We start from the raw sequence: 19,811 nt of genomic DNA, 5'->3' as shown, positions 1-19,811 counted from the left end.
CTTTTTCCACTATTATACAGTACTGGTTACGAAAATTTAACCGTGCAAAATATTGCGCTTTTTAGAGGGATTGCTCGAGCCGATATCGAAATAGTTAAGGCTGAGTGAAAAATACCGTATATCTTCACGGAGTTAGATGGAGAACGTAATGAAAACAATGGTAAGGCAACTGGCAATCATCGGACTGGCGCTTATGCTGCTCGTTACTCTCTGCTTCGAACCGGTTTCGAACGCAATGGGAGGCGGGGAATCCAAGCCTTATAACGAAGAACGAATCCACGCCGAGCCGGACGCCAATCCGGACGCGGATCCGAGCATGGATGAAGATGAAATTGATTCGGACTCATGGATTCTGAAATGGAACGATAAAGGGCCCGATGCTCAGTTATTGAAGTCGACCGACATCGTCCGCACCCATGACGAAATGAACGTGATTGTGGCGAAACCGAACGAAGGGACGGACGAGAAGGAGTGGCTGGAGCAGGCCGAACGATCGGCGCATGTCGAATATGTGCAGAAAAACCAGAAAGTTCGCATCTCCGCGCTTCCGAGCGATCCTTATTTCAACAGCCAAGAGTATTTGCGGGAAATCCGGGCGGGAACCGCTTGGGATTTCTATCATGACAATACCGATGTGACGATCGCGCTGGTAGATACGGGCGTAGATTTGGATCACCCCGATTTGAAGGACAATCTGGTCGAAGGAATCAATCTGCTTAACGAAAGCCGTCCTCCGCAAGACGATAACGGGCACGGAACGAATGTGGCGGGGGTCGTCGCCGCTGTCGGCAATAACGAGAAAGGAACGACGGGCATTTTATGGTCCGCCCGGATGATGCCCATTAAGGCGCTCGACCGGCAAGGAGCGGGAGACGAGGACAAGCTGGGGGAAGGAATTAAATATGCGGTCGATCATGGGGCGAAAATTGTCATATTGTCCGTAGGATTGTACCGCTATTCGCATTATTTGGAGGAGATCGTCAACTATGCGGAGCAGAAAGGGGTGCTGCTCGTTGCGGCAACCGGAAACGATGCCAACGTTCTAGGGGATAAAGTGGCGATCAAATATCCCGCGGCGTACCCGTTCGTTCTCGCCGTTGGCGGCAGTGACGGGAACAAAGCGGAGCCCCGCTCGAATTACGGACCGGAAATGGACGTCGTCGCCCCATGGAGAGTATATACGACGGCGCTGGACGGCGCGTATACGGCTCAAGAGGGAACGTCGATGGCGGCCCCGCAGGTTGCAGCCGTCGCCGCGCTCATATGGGCGAAATATCCCGATTACGAGCCATATCAAATTCGCAACTTGATAAGGCAAACGGCCCAAGATATCGGGGAGAAGGGCTGGGATCCCCGCACGGGATACGGGTTGCTTCGGGCGGACCGCGCGCTGACGTCGACGCCAAAAAGCGACATTTACGGCGATAACGGCAGCAGGGACAAGGCTGCGCCCTTTCCGATCGACACGGCGCTTTACGCCGCGTTAAGCGGCGGCAATGATACGGACTGGTTTCGCGTCGACGCCCCATATGACGGAACGTTGCAATTGCAATTCGGCATGCTGGAAGGAGATGAGCCGGTCGAGCTTACCTATTTCCAAGGAAATAAAGCGGAAGGACGACTCCTTAGCGATTTTTCCGATCAAAGAAAGGGCACGATCCCTTTGAAGAAAGGGGAAAATTATATTCAATTGCGACTCAAGAACCGAGATGCGGCACATGGAGTCCAATACAGGTTAGTGTCGAAATTTGCCGTTTATGAAGATGCGTACGGCAAGAACGATACGCAGCAGCGTGCGTTTAAGCTGCCGACCCGCAGCCAGGAAGTGGTGGGCACGTTCAGCCGCGAAGGGCATGTCTCCTGGTTCGCCTTCGAGGTGACGAAGCGGGGAACGCTCCGGTTGGAGCTGGAAACGGATTCGGTTCGCGTCGACCCGGCCATGACGTTTCGAGGGCCGAACACGGATACGATTACCGTCGACGCGCATGGGGAAGATAAGGGAGAGGGGGAATATATCACTTTGCCTAATCTTGCCCCCGGCACGTACTATATCTCGGTCTATAACGCCATCTCGGCCAAGCCGAGGCCGGTAGCGGCGGAATTCAAGCTGTCGATTGAGTATATTACCAAATTTACGGATCCGAACGAACCGAACGACAAAAGCTATCAAGCGGTGACGATGGCGTTCGATACCGATTACTTGGGCGTGTTCTCAAGCGATGACGATGTCGACTGGTTTAAATTTCAAGTCGATGCCCGCAGCTATGTCACGTTGGAAGTGAGCCGCATCTCGGCGAATCGAATCGTCAAAATGAATGTTTACGACCGGCGGCAGAAATTGATTAATTCTTACGCCAACAAAGCGGGGAACAGCTCGCTAAGAGCGTCGGGGACGTTTGGGCCGGGAACGTACTTGGTTAAATTGACGGCAGACAGCATGTTCGACCAGCAATATTATCAATTGAAAGCGAAAGCCGAAACGTTGGTTTCCGGATACCGCGACATTGAAGGCCATTGGGCGGAAAAAGCGATCTCCGCGCTAACCGCCAAAAATTGGATCAACGGTTACGAGCAGCTGCGGTTCGAGCCGGATCGAGTCATTACACGAGCCGAAGCCGTTGCGGTGTTGTCGAAAGCTTTCCAACTTAAGGAGAGCAGGCCGCAACGATTCACCGACGTGCCGAAGAACCATTGGGCGTACGACGCGATTGCGCGGGCGACAGCATCCGGCATCGTGTCCGGGTACTCAGACATGTCCTTCCGGCCGAACCGCTACGTCACCCGCGCCGAGATGACGGTGATGATCGGAAATGCGTTAGGAATTAAGCCGGGCTCGATTACCGCGCAACCTTACACAGACGTTTCCCGTACTTATTGGGCCGCGCCGATGCTGGCCGCGATGAAGGGGCGAGGCTTGATTCGCGGATACGGAGACGAAACGTTTAAACCGGACAGCGCGGCGAGCCGGGCGGAATTTACATCGATGCTGTACGATATATTAATACGGAAATAAGCGGAGGCCTTCTGCCGGAGCGGCCCCAATAAGGCGGCATGCCGGCATGAGGTAAAATCCGCTGTAAACAAAAGGATAGGAGGCGAAAACGCATCATGGACGACCGGGGAATTTCCGCGGCGATGGGCTTGAACGGATTGGTCTCGATTATCGTTACCCTTGCATGCATAGCTTTAGCTTGGTGGGCGCTGCAGACGTTAAAATTGGACTTGTTGATCCGCCGTCCGAAAAGTCCGCAGGCGAAGCTGCTCTATTTATTTCTGGCCGTCATTGTCGGGCGCTGGGTTGCCGAGTTTATTTTGCAGTATTGGCAATGGACGCAGCAGCTTCGCTGGATGTTTTGAGAGGTTGGCGCGGAAAAGCCGACTTTTTGAACGCGCAATGAAACGAGAAATGACGCGAGTGAAACGAAAATGTCGAATAACATCGAACTTTTGTGTTAACAATGGTTAATACAACGGTAAATCGAGAAAATAACGCTTGTTACCTTATATGCTGGGATGGTATTATGTATCTTGGGTAAAACACAGGAAACGCAACAAATGTCATATTCTGCTGTATTTTGAAAACGTAAAGGTAAAAAACTCGCGCGGAGGGAAACAGAATGAGCAAATTTATCGTCCGCGGCGGCAAACGGTTATCCGGAAGCGTACGCGTTAATGGAGCGAAAAACTCCGTGCTTCCGATTATCGCTGCCTCTCTCTTGGGGGAAGTAGGAGAAAGCGTAATTTGCGACGCTCCTCCACTCGACGATGTTATGACGATTAGCAAAGTGCTCGAAACACTCGGAGCCGATATTACATATCAAAACGAAATCATTCGCGTCAATGCGGAACGCTTATCCTCCTGCGAAGCGCCATATGAATTTGTCCGAAAAATGCGCGCATCCTTTCTTGTGATGGGCCCGCTCTTGGCCCGCGAAGGATATGCGCGAATTTCGCTGCCCGGCGGCTGCGCAATCGGTACAAGACCGATCGATCAGCATCTGAAAGGGTTTGAAGCGATGGGGGCGGAGATCGGCCTCGGACAAGGATATATTGAAGCGAAAGTCAAAGGGCGATTGAAAGGCGCGAAAATTTATTTGGATGTAGCAAGCGTCGGCGCAACCGAAAACATTATGATGGCCGCCACCTTGGCAGAAGGAACGACGACGATTGAAAATGCGGCGAAAGAGCCGGAAATCGTCGATTTGGCCAACTATTTGAATGCGATGGGCGCCAAAGTGCGCGGAGCCGGAACCGGCGTCGTTCGGATTGAAGGCGTTGACAAGCTCCGCGGCGCGAAGCATTCGGTCATTCCGGATCGCGTGGAGGCGGGAACGTATATGATCGCGGCTGCCATAACCGGCGGTGACGTCTATGTTGAAGGGGCGATCGCCGATCATTTGGGCCCGGTCATTTCGAAAATGCAGGAGATGGGCGTGACGATCGAACCGGACGAGAACGGAATTCGCGTGCGCGCGGATCGGCCGCTTAAATCGGTAGACGTCAAGACGTTGCCTTATCCGGGATTCCCGACCGATATGCAATCGCAAATGATGGCCTTATTGATGGTTTCGGAAGGCACGAGCGTCGTGACGGAAACGGTATTCGAGAATCGTTTCATGCATGTGGACGAATTCATTAATCTGAACGGGCAAATTAAAGTCGAAGGCCGTACCGCCGTTGTCAGCGGCGGCATGAAATTGGTGGGCGCCAAAGTATGCGCGACCGATTTGCGGGCCGGAGCCGCGCTCATCTGCGCGGGGCTGGCTGCCGAAGGCACGACGGAAATTACCGGCACGCATCATATCGATCGCGGATACGTCAATATTGCGGAGAAGCTCTCGCAATTGGGCGCCGACATTTGGCGAATTACGGCGGAAGAACCGGTATTCGAACCGGAAGTCGAGAAAACGAAGGAACAAGACGTCAAACTGTTTAAAGTACAACCTACATGGGCATAATACACAAATAAGAAGATCGAAACGGCTATCGTTTCGGTCTTTTATTTTAGTTCTAGCTTGTCTGTAAAGCTCATATCTATTTAATGAGAAATTCATATAACTATGGATCGGGCAAATCGCTAGAAACAGCTCACGGAGGATGACAATGAGACGTATTGAATTCAACTTTCGCGGCGGCGGAAGAGCGTTCCGGCGCGCCTGCGGCAAAATCCCCCCGGGAGGGTGGATCGCGATGTGGGCCGCGGGATTAATAGGAACGGCTCTCTGCATTCCGCTGCTATTGGTCGACGACGTTCCGGTCCGGCAATACCATTCGGCGGGGCAACTGGCACAGACTGCGCCGAAGGAGAAGACGGAAATTGGTAGAGAGACGGAGATGGAAATCGAAGTGCGCGTCTATGTAACGAAGGAGAATGCGATTGAAACGGTAGCATTGAACGATTATGTCCGCGGCGTCGTCGCGGCCGAGATGCCGGCCGATTTCGAGCTAGAAGCGTTAAAGGCGCAAGCGATCGCGGCCCGCACTTATATCGTCCGCCGGTTAGCCGCCGGCGACAGGAGCGGCGTCCCTGTCGAGGGGGCGGATATTACCGACACCGTTGCGCATCAAGCGTACATTTCCCAGAAGGGGGCCGCGCGGGGAACGGCCGACAGCGCCGGACAAGACCGGATCGGCCGGGCGGTGGCGGAAACGGGCGATACGATTATGACATACCGGAACGAACCGATCGAGGCGGTCTTTTTCTCTACCAGCAACGGATATACGGAAAATTCGGAAGACTACTGGCAGCAAAAGATTCCGTATCTTCGCAGCGTTTCCAGCCCGTGGGACAAGTCGCTGGCTCCGAATTACGAGGAAACGGTGACGATGCCGGTTTCCGATTTTTTGCAAAAGCTGAATCTCGATTCGGCGGCCGTCCCGGCGTTCGGAAATAAGGCCGGGGGAAAGGGGGCCATTCGCGTCTTGGAAAGGACGAAAGGGCGCCGCATCAAGCAAATCCAAATCGGAGGGCAATCGTTCAGCGGGAGAGAGGTTCGCGAAAAGCTAGGTTTGAGATCCTCCCATTTCACTTGGTCTATCGACGGCGCGAATATACGGATTACGACTTACGGCAACGGCCACGGCGTCGGCATGAGCCAATGGGGGGCCAACGGGATGGCGAAGGAAGGGAAAACGGCGCAGCAAATTTTGCAACATTATTATACGGGAATTCAATTCGAGAAAGCTTCGAATATATTACGGAACGGTTCCAAGTAGGGTCGGATGCGTTGCTCCATCCCGCACGGGAAGCGGCTTTAGGAAAGCGCGGATACTCTATTGGAATAGCAATCTTAAAAATTAGTTTGATAACAGGTATAAAAGTGTTCGCCGCGGTAACAATGGTTACTGAGGTGATATGCAAATGAATGAACAAAACAAATCGAAGCAAGTCCACGAAGACGCTTCTAAATCGATCTCGGGAGCGGCGGCTGTAAAGCCTTCTTCATGGAAAAGGATGTTGTCGAAAAAATGGGTCTTTCCTGCAGTGTACATGGCAGCTATCGCAATCTTAGTAACCGTATTTTTCGTCTACCAGGGTGCTAGAACGAAGGACAACCCTGAGCTCAGCTTGAATACCATCAATGAAAACGTAGACGCGGTTACGACGGGGAACGAAGCGGCGACAGATCCGGAGCATACCGAAACGGCGGCAAATGTGGAACCGTTAGGCTGGCCGGTGAAAAACCGGGACGAAGTCAAGGTCGTCATGCCATTCTATGATACGGACGCTTCGGCGGAAGTACATAAAGAGGCGATGGTTCAGTACAACGATACGTTCACGCCGAACGTAGGGATCGACTTGGGCCGCGAAGACGGCAAGACGTTCCAAGTAACGGCCGCACTGGACGGAACGGTTACGCAAGTGCAGAACCATCCGATTCTCGGCAACGTCGTTGAAATTACGCACGCGAACAATGTGAAGACGGTATACCAAAGCTTGGCCGACGACGTGGCGGTCAAAGAAGGCGATGAAGTGAAAAAAGGCGATCCGATCGCTTCCGCGGGACGCAACGAGCTTGAAAAAGACTTGGGCGCGCATCTTCACTTCGAAGTGTATCAAAACGGCAAAGTGGTCAATCCGGAACCGTTGCTTCAAAAATAAGCAGTCTTTCCGGACAGGATCCGGGTTTCGGGAAATTCCCGGGGAATTTCTTGAACAAACATAGGAAAATGCAGCGTTTCAGCCGTCGGGGCAGGGGGGAAACCCCTCTGTCCTTTTGGCATGTCCCGAAAAAATTTGTACAGATTTGAGCTTGTCAGGCTTGGAAACAAAGAATATATAGGCACGCCCCTCATATAATGTACCAAACTATCTCGAGTAGGGAGGCGGGAGCGTGCACGATTACATCAAAGAGCGAACCATTAAAATTGGGCGTTGTATCGTTGAAACCAAACATACGGTTCGTACCATTGCGAAAGAGTTTGGAGTATCGAAAAGCACGGTGCACAAAGATTTAACCGAGCGTTTACCGGAGATTAATCCGGATTTGGCGGATCAGGTTAAGCACATTCTCGAATACCACAAATCGATTCGACATTTGCGGGGAGGAGAGGCAACGAAAATTAAGTATAAAAAGTCGAGCGGCAAAAAACGCGAAGTCATCACCGCTGGAAAATCTTAAGAAGAATATGGAGAAGTGCGAGAGCAAGCAATAGTCATTGTGTAACCCGCCCAAAGTATGATATGTTTAGAAAATAGTAAATAATGTGCAGGAATTTCCCGGTAAATGTCGAAGTTTATGACTTACTAATATTTTACTTTGGAGGCCAATGTAATCATGATAAGCAAGGATATCGGAATCGACCTCGGCACAGCGAACGTGCTGATCCACGTGAAAGGGAGGGGGGTAGTATTAGACGAACCTTCCGTAGTCGCGATCGAAAACGAATCAAAACGCGTGCTCGCCGTCGGGGAAGAAGCGCGCCGCATGGTCGGCCGCACGCCCGGTAATATCATTGCAATTCGTCCCTTGCGGGACGGGGTTATTGCGGACTTCGAAATAACGGAAGCGATGTTGAAGTATTTCATCGATCGTGTGGGCGGTCGGAAATGGTACAGTCATCCCCGCATTCTCATTTGCGCCCCGACGAACATTACGTCCGTCGAGCAGAAAGCGATACGCGAAGCGGCGGAACGTTGCGGAGCGAAGGAAGTATTCTTGGAAGAGGAGCCGAAGGCTGCTGCCATTGGGGCTGGAATGGACATATTCCAGCCCAGCGGAAATATGGTCGTCGATATCGGCGGCGGAACGACAGATGTAGCCGTGCTTTCCATGGGCGATGTCGTAACCGCCTCTTCTATTAAAATCGCAGGCGACAAGTTCGACTCCGCTATCATGAAATACATAAAAAATAAATATAAGCTGTTGATCGGCGAACGCACGTCGGAAGATATTAAAGTGAATATCGGGACGGTATATCCGTACGGACGGGAAGAGGAGATGGATATACGCGGCCGCGATATGGTAAGCGGGCTGCCGCTCACGGTGACGATTAATTCGACCGAGATCCGGGAAGCGTTATGGGAACCCGTATCGTCGATCGTCGCCGCCGCCAAATCGGTGCTGGAACGGACGCCGCCGGAGCTGTCGGCGGATATTATCGATCGCGGCGTTATTTTGACGGGCGGGGGCGCCATGCTGAACGGATTGGACGAACTGATGGCCGAGGAGCTGAAGGTCCCGGTCTTGATCGCCGACGATCCGATGCATTGCGTTGTGAAAGGCACGGGCATTATGTTGGACAACCTCGACAAAGTCGCTAAGAAAAAACTGTAGCGCTGCCGATAACTATATTATAGGTAAAGATTGATTCGGCGGCGGGCATTGGTTTCCCCGATCGTCTGAGGCGAACGGATAAGGCTAGTTCGGGACGATACGTTCATATAGCGGTATAAACTACCGTTAATTCGCCTATTATCGTTTAAAGTATGAGATTAAATGTAATTTGTACCGTTAATTTAGGCGTGAATATAGTTCTATGGGCAATTTGCCAAAATTAACGGTAGAGAATGGCGCTAAATTCGGGACAAGCCTAGCTATAAGCAAAATAAAGGCAGTTTTTACCGCTAATTAGTTTGTCTCGTTCATTGAGGCGAGGTTTCGGCAAACTCATAAGTGACAGCTTTGCTCCGCAAAACTTAAGTTGATGCTTACGAAGTCAGCTTTGCTCCGCAAAGCTTAAGTTGATGCTTACGAAGTCAGTTTTGCTCCGCAAAACTTTAAGGAGGTTCCCTTACATGCTCAGAGGTTTATATTCGGCCGCGTCGGGAATGATGACGCAGCAACGCAGGCACGATACGGTAACGAACAATATCGCGAATCTTAATACGCCCGGCTATAAGCAGGTGAATGCGGCGGCGCGCGCGTTCCCGGAGATGCTGATCGCTTTGGTCGGCGCGGACAATCCCGGCGCCAAGTCGATCGGCCAGTTGAACATGGGTGTATTCTCGGAAGAAAGCATTCCGCTATTTATGCAAGGAGATTTGAGACAGACCCAGAGCGCGTCGGATTTTGCGCTTGTAGCGGATTTAACGGGCGCGGACCCGAACTTGGTCTTTGACGCATCCGGCAAAGCCGTCACGCAGGACGGCGAAGTTGTGTTCAAGCCGCAGGCGTTTTTCACGGTGCGAGACGGCAACGGGGAAACCCGCTATACTCGCGACGGCAAATTTACCGTCAATGCGAACGGCAATTTGCAAGCCGGCGACGGCTCTCTGGTGCTTGGCGTGGATGGACAGCCGATCGATATTGGCGATCGGGCCATTGGCGAACTGTCGGTCAACGGGCGCGGAGAATGGTTTAACGCAACGACGGGAGAGCTTGTATTCGATATTGAACAGTTATTAATTACGAGGATCGAGAATCCGAATCTGCTTATTAAGGAAGGAAACGGGAATTTCCGTTTCGCGAATGAAGAAGATGCGGCTGCTGCGCGGCCTGTCAACGATACCGACGACGTAGAGGTTCGTCAAGGCTATCTGGAACGCTCCAATGTCGATCCTTCTCAGGCGATGGTCGATATGATGGCTGCGGCGCGCGCTTATGAGGCGAATCAGAAAGTCATTCAATTTTACGATAAAAGCTTGGAAAAAACGGTAAACGAGGTCGGACGAGTACAGTAAGAGAATGATTGAAGCAAGGCATGAATATACCTAAGTGGGAAGGGGCTTCGCTAATGAACAATTCCATGATTTCCGCCATGGTGTCGATGGGCGGCATTCAGAAGAAATTGGACATCATCGCCGATAATATCGCGAATATGGATACGAACGGATATAAGCGCAAGCAATCTACGTTCGAAGATGTGTTGACCACGGCAGTGCAGCATGAGGAAGCAATGAAGCTGCCCGGACGGATGACGCCCTCCGGATTTACGGCAGGTTGGGGGGCCAGGCTGAACACGATGTCGTGGGACTTGTCCCAAGGCGCGATGCTCAATACGGGCAATCCGACCGACTTGGCCATTGAAGGCGACGCTTTGTTTGAAGTCAATGCGGACGGTCTCACCGGCTGGACGCGCGGTGGCGCTTTGCAGTTGAATCCGGTGGAAGGCGACGAAGAGAACGTATACTTGACGACCAGCCAAGGTTATCTTATTGTAGATACGGAAGACCAACCGATCGCCGTTCCGAACGGATATCATATTCAAGTAGACGAGAAAGGCAATGTGACGGCGCAGCAGCCCGGCAGCACCGAAAGCGAAGAGATCGCCCGAATGAAGCTGGTACAGCCGCGGCGGCCTGATTTGCTGACGCAGACGGACGATAATTTGTTTGTCGTTGCGGGGAATGCCGATCCTACGGTCGTTCTGGCGGCTATCGATATGGACGAACCGCTTGACGAACAGAAAAGCGTGGCGGTACGCCAAGGTTTCCTGGAACAATCCAACGTGAGCCTGACGGACGAGATTGCCGACATGATGCAAGTGCAGCGGGCTTACCAATTGACGGCCAGAGCGTTAACGTCAAGCGACAATATGATGGGTCTGGTAAACACCTTACGCGCATAATGCGTGTACGGACAGTGAATCAATCCCCTTTTTGATCACGAGAATGACCGGCTTTGCACCAAGAAAGGGGATGCTTATTCAAAGTGAGGAACAATGTGAGTATGGAAATGGAAACGAAAAACGGCGGTGGTTCTATGCCGAAATGGGCGCGCATCACGTTTTTGATTTTACGCAAATTAATCGTGCCGGTACTGTTTATCATTGCTCTATATGCGGGACTGGTCGTCGGGTATGTGGTTTTCGGCAAACAACCGGCTTCCGATGTGATGCAATGGAGCACGTGGAGACATGTGTTTGATTTAATATTTGCGAAATAATATACTCCTCGCATGGGGAGTTTTATTTTTTTAAGCAGAGTTGTATAATATTTGGGAGACTGAGTACGGAGGGGACAACCTTGAATTTGCCGAATATGTTGACGCTGGCGCGTTTCGTTTTGATTCCGGTCTATATCCTGGTTTTCGCAGGCGGACATCGGTATGCGGCTTTTTCCGTCATTTTATTGGCAGGGCTTACCGATATTTTGGACGGATACATCGCACGCAAACGCAATCAGGTGACAACGGTCGGCAGCATGCTTGATCCTCTTGCCGACAAAACGATGATGCTTGCGGTGATGATCTCGCTCCTCGTATCGGGCGACTTGCCCTGGAGCGCGGCGCTGGCGATGTTCGTCCGCGACGCAGGCATGATTATCGGCTCGGCCTTTTTTCATTTTAAAGGTTTTCTTACCGTGCCGGCGAATTGGATGGGGAAATTGACGACGATTCTTTATTATGTGGCGATTCTGTGGATTTTCTTCACCTTGCCTTATGCGCGGGAACTTTTGTGGGCGGTCATCGTATTTTCTTTTGTCACGACGATCATCTATATTTTTCAATTCAAACATTTAAACCGAAAAGAGCCTATTCATAAAAGCGGGACGCTCGCTGAATAAGGCTCCTTATCTCAACCTTCACGACTGCAGTTCATGAAGGATACTCCTATGTTGCTCAATAAAGCGTTTTTTTATTCGTGATGCAAGGTTCATCTTCAATACGAGTTTATGTCCGAAAGGAGCTTTTCAATTGCTGAACATTCAACAAATTCAAGAAATTATTCCGCATCGCTATCCGTTTCTGCTTGTCGATCGGATCGTTGAAATCGAGGAGGGCAAACGCGTCGTCGGTTTGAAGAACGTGACGATGAATGAGCCGTATTTTGCCGGCCATTTCCCCGAATACCCGGTGATGCCGGGCGTGCTGATCGTAGAGGCGCTCGCGCAAGTTGGCGCCGTGGCAATGCTCAGCATAGAGGCGAACCGCGGCAAAATCGGTTTTCTGGCCGGTATCGACGGATTCCGGTTCCGCGACCAAGTGAAACCTGGCGATACGCTGACTTTGGAAGTGGAAATCATTCGCCTGAAAGGCTCGATCGGCAAAGGAAAAGGAACGGCGAAAGTCGGAGACCGCGTCGTGGCCGAGGGCGAAATTATGTTTGCGCTGTCCGACCCATCCTAATACGCAGCAGGTGCAAGAAAGAAAAACTTACGGAGGGAGACTGAAACGAGCATGGACCAGTCCAACACCAAGCATGGGAAAGCTTATGAATTATGGTTGAACGATCCGCATATTGACGAGGCGACGAAGGCGGAGCTGCGCGCGATCGCCGATCAGCCCGCCGAAATCGAAGAGCGGTTCTATAAAGATCTGGAATTCGGCACCGGCGGTTTGCGCGGCATTATGGGAGCGGGAACGAACCGGATGAACCGTTATACCGTCGCCCGCGCGACGCAAGGATTTGCGCAATACATATTGGCGAACCGGAAGGAAGGAGAGAATCCATCCGTCGTCATTGCGTACGACTCGCGGCAGAATTCTCCCGAATTCGCCTTGACGTCGGCGCTCGTGCTTGCCGCGAGCGGCATTCAGGCGAAGGTGTTTCCGGAGCTTCGGCCGACGCCGCAATTGTCGTTCGCGGTGCGCGCGCTGAAAGCAAGCGGCGGTATTGTCATTACGGCCAGCCACAATCCGCCGGAATATAACGGATACAAAGTATATAACGCGGAGGGCGGACAGCTTGTGCCGCATGAGGCGGAGCAAGTCATCGAGCAGATCAGGGGGATCGATTCCTTCGATCAAGTGCGCATGGCTGCGCGTGAAGAAGCGGAAGCGCAAGGCCTTCTGCAATGGCTTGGGGAAGCGGAGGATTTGTCATACATAACGACGGTGGCGGCTCAAAGCCGAAATCGCAGCCGGATCGAAGGGGCGGGCGGCCTCGGAGAATCGTTCGCCATCGTTTATACGCCGCTGCACGGATCGGGCAATATGCCGGTGCGACGGGTGCTGGAGGAAATCGGCTTCCGGAATGTGCATGTCGTGCCGGAGCAGGAACGGCCTGACGGCCAGTTCCCTACGGTGAAGTCGCCGAATCCGGAAGAACGCGAAGCGTTCGCGATGGCCGTGCGGCTTGCGGAACGAATCGATGCCGATATTATTATCGGGACCGATCCGGATGCGGACCGCATGGGCGCGGTGGTGAGGAACAACCAAGGCGAGTATGAGGTATTAACGGGGAATCAGTCCGGCGCGATCATGGTGCATTATTTGTTGAGCCAAATGCAAGCCGCCGGCGAACTGCCCGCGAACGGCGCGGTCGTGAAAACGATCGTAACGAGCGAGATGGGGGCGGTCATCGCCGAACATTACGGCGCCAAAGTGCTGAATACGTTAACCGGATTCAAATATATCGGCGAGAAAATGACGCAATTCGCCGCCAGCGGCGAGCATACTTTCCTGTTCGGATACGAGGAAAGCTACGGTTACTTGGCGGGCGAGTACGCGCGCGACAAGGACGCCGTCATTGCCGCCATGCTCATCTGCGAAGCTGCGGCCTATTACAAAAGCCAAGGCAAAACGTTGTATGACGTATTGAACGAATTGTACGCATCGCACGGGTATTTTTTGGAAAAACTAGAGTCCCGCACCTTGAAAGGAAAAGACGGATTGGAGCAAATCCAATCGATCATGTCCGAATGGAGATCGAATCCTCCGGCTCAAGTGGCCGGCGTGAACGTCAAGCGGCGCCTCGATTATTCGGAAGGCATCGACGGGCTGCCGCGCGAGAACGTGCTCAAGTTTATTATGGAGGACGGCTCCTGGTTTTGCCTGCGCCCGTCCGGGACGGAGCCGAAGATTAAGTTATACTTTGCCGTGCGCGGCGAATCGTACGATCAGGCGTCCGCGGCGCTCGACCGTCTGGTTGAGGCGGTAACGGAAAAACTGTAATATTTTTAGAAAAGGATAAATGGATAGAATTGAGGGCATGACCTCTTTGGAGAATTGCATGTTTTCCGGGGAGGTCATCCGAATTTTGCCTGAGGAGGGAAACTTGTGCTTTCATTTTTGCAACGTTGGAACGCACGGACGAAGAAATGGCTGTGGGGACTCGTCATATTGGGAATTCTCGCGTCATTGCCGATCGCTTACCAACGGATACAAACCGAATCATCCGCGAATACGGTCGAATTTGTTTTCGATTATCGCGATTTATTGGACGTGGCCGCTTATCAACCGAATCCGCAGCAATATGTCGACGAACAGCTTGACCGGCTGAAAGAAGCGGGCGTGCAGTCGATGGCGATGTTCGAAAGCACGCTTGCCGAATATAAAACGAACCGCCGCGTCTTGGTATATAATGCTGCCGAGATGGCGACATTAACCGGACAAGCCTTTAATCCGAACGAAAATTATACGTATATTCTATTTACGAACGAAGAGAACGAGCGCAGAATCGCGCCGCTCGTTACGAATACGTTCTCCAGCCTGGAGATCGGCGTGAAGCCCTGGACGTGGAACGACAAGAACGGGCTCATCATTGAAACGCCGGTGGAGAATGCCGTGCTGAAACCGATGCCGCAAGATCCGATCGCGATGGAAATGCTGCACGGCAAAGGGTTTCATATTGTTCCGCGTTTAACGGACAGCTTGCCGTACGATCAACAAGCGATGGAGCAGTTGTTTGCGGAATACGCCGCGCTCGGGGTGAAACGAATCTTGTTCGAAGGGGAATCGGTCAAAGGTTATACCGATGATGCCGAGAAGAAGAGTATCGCCGCGTTTGCGGAGTTGTTGAACAAATACGATATCGGCATCGCCGCCATCGAAAATTTGAAATCGCCGCAAAAAGGAATGAACAAGCTGGCGTATCTTATCAATTACAATGTCGTGCGAATCTACTCGTTAAGCGAAGCGGACTCGTCGCTTAGCGAATCCGTCATAGCCGACCGCTTCGTGCTGGGGACGAAGGACCGCAATATCCGCATGATTTATTTGAACACGCAGGCGGCGACCAATCCGGCCAAGGCGTCGATTACGAATTCGGTGGACAATTTGATCCGCAGCTTGCAGAAGCCGGGCAACGCCATTGCAGGCATTGAGAGCAACGGATTCGAGCTTGGACAAGCTCAGGCGTTCAACGTCCACGACGCGTCATGGCAGCGTTACGCCAAGCTGTTCGTATTGATCGGCGGGGTGGCTTTGATCGCTTTGCTTATCTCGTATTTTATCCCTGTGTTGATGCTTCCTGCTTTTGTTATCGGATTAATCGGCGCGGCCGGGCTTTATAAATTGTCGCCGCCTCTGCTCGAACAAGCGATGGCGCTCGGCGTATCGATCAGTTCGCCTACGATCGCGCTCGTGCTGCTCGTTCGCAAGGTGATGGCGGTCGCGGATGCGAAGCCGGACATGACGGCGGGCCGCCGCGTCGGGTTGACCATCGCGTTGTACGCGAAAACGGCGGCGATCTCCTTGGCATCCGTACCGTTAATTATCGCGCTGCTGAACAATATTACTTACAGCCTTGTATTGGAGCAGTTCCGCGGCGTCAGCTTGCTTCATCTCGCTCCGATCGGTCTCGTGGCATTGTATGTGTTCTTGTACCGCGGCGATTCGGTCGTCGGCGAAGCGCGCAAACTGCTCAAAACGCCGATTACATTGCTATGGATCGTTGCGTTCTGCGTCCTCGGCGCGGCCGGGTATTATTATCTGACGCGGACGGGCAATGCGGGGAAAGTATCGGGAATCGAGATGGTCATTCGGACTTTGCTGGAAGATACGTTCGGCGTGCGTCCGCGGTTTAAAGAGTTTATGATGGCCCATCCGGCGTTTGTGCTCGGTCTCTTCCTCAGCTTCAAGTATCGGAACGCCGTTTATTTGTTCATTATCGCAGCGATGGGGCAATTGTCCTTGGTCGATACGTTTGCGCATATTCATACGCCGATCGTTATTTCGTTGATACGTGTCGTACTCGGTTTGGGATTAGGTCTCATCATCGGACTTATCGCCGCAGGGGTGTGGCAGATCCTTGAAAGGTGTTGGCAAACATGGGGTCGAAAGCTGGTACAAGCAAAAGAATAGTCATCTCCGGATACTACGGTTTTAACAATAGCGGCGACGAAGCGGTGTTGAAGTCGATTCTGGCCGCGTTGGAAGAGCAAGCCCAGGCGGAAGGGATCGCGGTCGAGCCGGTCGTTCTGTCCGCCGACCCGGCGCTGACGACCCGGCTTTACGGCGTGCAGGCGGTCCAGCGCATGAAGCTGGGCGATATCGTTCGCGCGCTGCGCGAAAGCGACGGCTTGATCAGCGGCGGCGGCAGTTTGCTGCAAGATGCGACGAGCGCCAAATCGATTCCGTATTATCTGGCGATTGTCAAAATCGCCCAATGGCTCGGAAAACCTTCCTTTATATATGCGCAAGGAATCGGTCCGGTCCGGCGCAAACTATTCTACGGGATGATTCGCCGCGCGTTTCGCAAATGCGCTTACGTGTCGGTGCGCGATCAGGAGTCGGCGGAACTGCTCGCTGCGATGGGCGTTGCGCGGGGGCGGATCGATGTCGTGCCCGATCCGGTAATGGGGTTGCCGCTGCCGGATGGGGGTGCGGATGCGGAAGCGAGGGTATCCGTATCCGGCGCCGAATCCGCCGAGGATGACTTGCCTTTGCCGCTAGTAGGCGTCTCTGTGCGCTATTGGAACGAAGACCGCTCCGACCTCGACCGCTGTGCGGAAGCGCTCGCCCTATTGTGCAAGCGGAGCGCCGTCCATTTGCGATTTCTGCCGTTTCATCTGCCAAGCGACGAGGAAGCGTCGCGCTACGTGATCGACCGGATCGGCCAGAACGGCGGCCCCGGCCTTGGCGTAGACGGGGGCGGCAGCCGCATAAGCATCTGTCCGCCGCTGCAAGATCCGCAAGCGATGCTTGCGGAAGTGAGCCGCTGCGATTTGCTGATCGGCATGCGGCTGCACTCGCTCATTTATGCGGCTTCGCAATCCGTGCCGCTGCTCGGCATTTCGTACGATCCGAAGATCGATCACTTCCTGCATCGATTGAATTCGGTCGCCGTCGGGACAACGGCGTACCTTGACCCGCAAGCCACCGCTTCCGAAGCGGCGCGTCTGCTTGCGCATGGCGCGGAATGGCGCCGCAGCCAGGCGGCGGGAATCGAACGGCTGAAGCAGGAATCTCAGCTGCCCGCGAAACAAATCGTTCGTTACTTACGTCTAAAAAAAGGGTGATGTTAGGTGAATTCACTGCAACACGAATCGCAGCCAGCACCGGAACCTGCCGGACGGCGCCAATCTGTGCCTACGGTTTCCATTTACGGCGTTCCTTTTTCCAAGATGGATATGAAACAGACGGTGGAATATTTGATCGACGCGGTAGAGCGCCGGGATTCGCATCAAGTCATTACCGCCAATCCGATTATGGTGATGACGGCCCTGGGAAGCCCTGAATATATGAGCGTCATGAAGCAAGCCGATTTGATCGTGCCCGACGGTACGGGGATCGTGTGGGCGGCAGGATATGTCGGCGAGCCGGTAGCGGAACGGGTAACCGGTTTCGATCTGGTGCACGAGCTGTTCCGTGCGGGCGAGAAGCGCCGGTGGAAGATGTTCCTTCTGGGGAGTTCTCCGGAAGTCATCGAGGCCGCCGCGGCGAAGCTTCAACTCGATTACCCCGCGGTCCGCATCGTCGGAATCCGGGACGGATATTTCCAAGACAGCGAAGACGACGAGGTCGTTGCGCAAATTCGCGCAGCCGATCCGGACATCCTCTTCGTCGCCCGCTCGGCCGACAAGCAGGAGCCGTGGATTGCGCGCTACCGTCAGCAGTTGAACGTGCCGATTATGATGGGAGTCGGGGGAAGCTTCGACGTTATTTCGGGCAAGCTGAAGCGTGCGCCCCAAGCGGTGCAAAAGCTTCGTCTCGAATGGTTGTATCGCTTGGCGAAGGAGCCGCGGCGCTTCAAAAGAATGCTTGCGCTTCCGAAATTCGCATGGAAAGTGGTCCGCGACAAAGAAAACGTGACAAAACCTTAACATTTTCATTGAAATATAGTAAAATAACGCGCAAACGGTTAAATTCAGGGATGGAGTTTATTTTTCGATCGGAGTATAATTCAATCCGGTAGAGAAATAGGGGGTCGAGAGTACCAAATGGAAATGATCTATGTATTCGGATTTGCCATCGCACTCGTGTTCGCTCTTGGATTGACGCCTCTTGTCAAAAAATTCGCGGTCAAAATCGGCGCGGTCGACGTGCCGAACGCGCGTAAAGTGCATACACGCACGATGCCCCGTCTTGGAGGATTGGGCATTTACGGTGCCGTTATTATCACTTTTTTGCTTATTTATCCATGGATTCCCGACAGCATCTTCGATACGGTGCGGGAAGCGAATTTAATGAAAGCTCTGCTCGTCGGCGGTTCGATTATCGTGCTGATCGGCGCGCTGGACGATAGATTTGAATTATCGGCGAAGGTGAAGCTGCTCGGCCAAATCGTCGCCGCTTGCGTTGTTGTGTTCGGATTCGACGTTACCGTTAATTTCGTCAACATTCCGTTCGGCAGCGGCCATATTTCCATGCCGGATTGGATTGCTATCCCGCTCACGATTATATGGATCGTCGGCGTGACGAACGCGATCAATCTGATCGACGGCTTGGACGGACTTGCGGCCGGCGTGTCGGGCATTGCGATCGGCACGATGTTGGTTATGGCGTTCGTGATGGGAAACTGGGAAGTTGTACTGATCAGCCTTGTTCTGCTCGGCAGCGTGGTCGGATTTCTATTTTTCAACTTTCATCCGGCCAAAATTTTCATGGGAGACTCAGGCTCCTTGTTTCTTGGTTTCAGCTTGGCGATGTTATCGTTGCTCGGCTTTAAACAGGTCGCGGTTGTGTCGTTCCTGACTCCGCTGTTAATTATCGGGGTGCCGCTGTCGGATACGTTCTTCGCGATCGTACGCCGCTGGCGCAACAAGAAACCGATCTTCGCGCCGGACAAAGGCCATCTGCATCATTGCCTGCGCGAGCTCGGCTTCAGCCATCGCAAATCGGTTTTGATCATCTACGGTATCGCCACGTTCTTCGGCGTGCTCGCGATTATCCAATCGATCGCCGCCGTGCATGAGGCGAACTGGGTGACGTTTATCGTCGTCTGCATCATGCTCTTCAGCCTGCAAATCGGCGCGGAAATTATCGGCATCGTAGACAAAACCAGGAGACCGCTGCTCGATTTCCTGCTGCGGCTACGCATGAAAACAGGCACCGACTCGCATTCGAAATAATTTTTTGTATGAATCAGCCCTTATCCGGCATACCGGATAGGGGCTTTTATGTTGGGCCGGCTTGCGAGAGCGGCGTTCAACATTTGTAACGGAACTCGAGGACCTTAAAGTGGGAAAAAGCCGTCCTTTCCGATTCTAACGGAACCCAGCACTCTTATTCGTTGTTTTTGGAGGGAGAAATGAACGTATTTACGGC

Annotated in this window: 17 protein-coding genes; all 17 read left to right on the top strand. The window is 52.9% G+C overall.

Annotated features, from left to right (window positions below; all coding sequences use genetic code 11):
* The first annotated feature begins 148 nt into the window (after positions 1-148).
* Positions 149-3,013 (top strand): S8 family serine peptidase, encoded by a 2,865-nt coding sequence (locus LQ229_RS02585; RefSeq protein ID WP_230190886.1) that lies wholly within the window; start codon positions 149-151, stop codon positions 3,011-3,013.
* A 95-nt stretch (positions 3,014-3,108) separates the two neighbouring features.
* Positions 3,109-3,357 (top strand): DUF1146 family protein, encoded by a 249-nt coding sequence (locus LQ229_RS02580; RefSeq protein ID WP_216536686.1) that lies wholly within the window; start codon positions 3,109-3,111, stop codon positions 3,355-3,357.
* A 260-nt stretch (positions 3,358-3,617) separates the two neighbouring features.
* Positions 3,618-4,958, top strand: a complete 1,341-nt coding sequence (murA, locus tag LQ229_RS02575; RefSeq protein ID WP_230190885.1) for a UDP-N-acetylglucosamine 1-carboxyvinyltransferase — start codon at positions 3,618-3,620, stop codon at positions 4,956-4,958.
* Between the two features lie 145 nt (positions 4,959-5,103).
* Positions 5,104-6,216 (top strand): stage II sporulation protein D, encoded by a 1,113-nt coding sequence (spoIID, locus tag LQ229_RS02570; protein WP_230190884.1) that lies wholly within the window; start codon positions 5,104-5,106, stop codon positions 6,214-6,216.
* Between the two features lie 145 nt (positions 6,217-6,361).
* Complete coding sequence (locus tag LQ229_RS02565; RefSeq protein WP_216536689.1) at positions 6,362-7,102, top strand: M23 family metallopeptidase; 741 nt, start codon at positions 6,362-6,364, stop codon at positions 7,100-7,102.
* A gap of 232 nt (positions 7,103-7,334) precedes the next feature.
* Positions 7,335-7,622 carry a sporulation transcriptional regulator SpoIIID gene (spoIIID, locus tag LQ229_RS02560; RefSeq protein WP_216536690.1) on the top strand — a complete coding sequence of 96 codons (288 nt, stop codon included), beginning with the start codon at positions 7,335-7,337 and terminating at the stop codon, positions 7,620-7,622.
* Positions 7,623-7,778: 156 nt separating this feature from the next.
* The gene (locus LQ229_RS02555; protein WP_216536691.1) at positions 7,779-8,777 is read left to right on the top strand and encodes a rod shape-determining protein; all 999 of its coding nucleotides are present in this window, start codon (positions 7,779-7,781) and stop codon (positions 8,775-8,777) included.
* A gap of 461 nt (positions 8,778-9,238) precedes the next feature.
* The gene (locus tag LQ229_RS02550; protein ID WP_216536692.1) at positions 9,239-10,123 is read left to right on the top strand and encodes a flagellar hook-basal body protein; all 885 of its coding nucleotides are present in this window, start codon (positions 9,239-9,241) and stop codon (positions 10,121-10,123) included.
* A gap of 53 nt (positions 10,124-10,176) precedes the next feature.
* Complete coding sequence (locus tag LQ229_RS02545) at positions 10,177-11,010, top strand: flagellar hook-basal body protein (protein WP_230190883.1); 834 nt, start codon at positions 10,177-10,179, stop codon at positions 11,008-11,010.
* Between the two features lie 101 nt (positions 11,011-11,111).
* The gene (locus LQ229_RS02540) at positions 11,112-11,327 is read left to right on the top strand and encodes a DNA-directed RNA polymerase subunit beta (RefSeq protein ID WP_230190882.1); all 216 of its coding nucleotides are present in this window, start codon (positions 11,112-11,114) and stop codon (positions 11,325-11,327) included.
* An 80-nt stretch (positions 11,328-11,407) separates the two neighbouring features.
* A complete protein-coding gene (locus LQ229_RS02535; RefSeq protein ID WP_216536694.1) occupies positions 11,408-11,947 on the top strand; it encodes a CDP-alcohol phosphatidyltransferase family protein in 540 nt (179 codons plus the stop codon).
* Positions 11,948-12,077: 130 nt separating this feature from the next.
* On the top strand, positions 12,078-12,509 hold the full coding sequence (gene fabZ, locus LQ229_RS02530; protein ID WP_216536695.1) for a 3-hydroxyacyl-ACP dehydratase FabZ: 432 nt from the start codon (positions 12,078-12,080) through the stop codon (positions 12,507-12,509).
* A gap of 51 nt (positions 12,510-12,560) precedes the next feature.
* Positions 12,561-14,276 carry a phospho-sugar mutase gene (locus tag LQ229_RS02525; RefSeq protein ID WP_230190881.1) on the top strand — a complete coding sequence of 572 codons (1,716 nt, stop codon included), beginning with the start codon at positions 12,561-12,563 and terminating at the stop codon, positions 14,274-14,276.
* A gap of 105 nt (positions 14,277-14,381) precedes the next feature.
* On the top strand, positions 14,382-16,406 hold the full coding sequence (locus tag LQ229_RS02520; protein WP_230190880.1) for a DUF5693 family protein: 2,025 nt from the start codon (positions 14,382-14,384) through the stop codon (positions 16,404-16,406).
* On the top strand, positions 16,373-17,563 hold the full coding sequence (gene csaB, locus LQ229_RS02515; protein ID WP_230190879.1) for a polysaccharide pyruvyl transferase CsaB: 1,191 nt from the start codon (positions 16,373-16,375) through the stop codon (positions 17,561-17,563). Before LQ229_RS02520 ends, csaB begins: the two co-directional genes overlap by 34 nt.
* A 105-nt stretch (positions 17,564-17,668) precedes the next feature.
* Positions 17,669-18,367, top strand: a complete 699-nt coding sequence (locus LQ229_RS02510; RefSeq protein WP_216536806.1) for a WecB/TagA/CpsF family glycosyltransferase — start codon at positions 17,669-17,671, stop codon at positions 18,365-18,367.
* 117 nt (positions 18,368-18,484) lie between these two features.
* On the top strand, positions 18,485-19,615 hold the full coding sequence (locus LQ229_RS02505; RefSeq protein WP_216536699.1) for an MraY family glycosyltransferase: 1,131 nt from the start codon (positions 18,485-18,487) through the stop codon (positions 19,613-19,615).
* Positions 19,616-19,811 lie beyond the last annotated feature (196 nt).

This window comes from Paenibacillus sp. CECT 9249 (assembly GCF_918697855.1).
In the GTDB taxonomy this organism is placed as follows: domain Bacteria; phylum Bacillota; class Bacilli; order Paenibacillales; family Paenibacillaceae; genus MSJ-34.
This window is presented reverse-complemented; position numbering and strand designations above follow the sequence as displayed.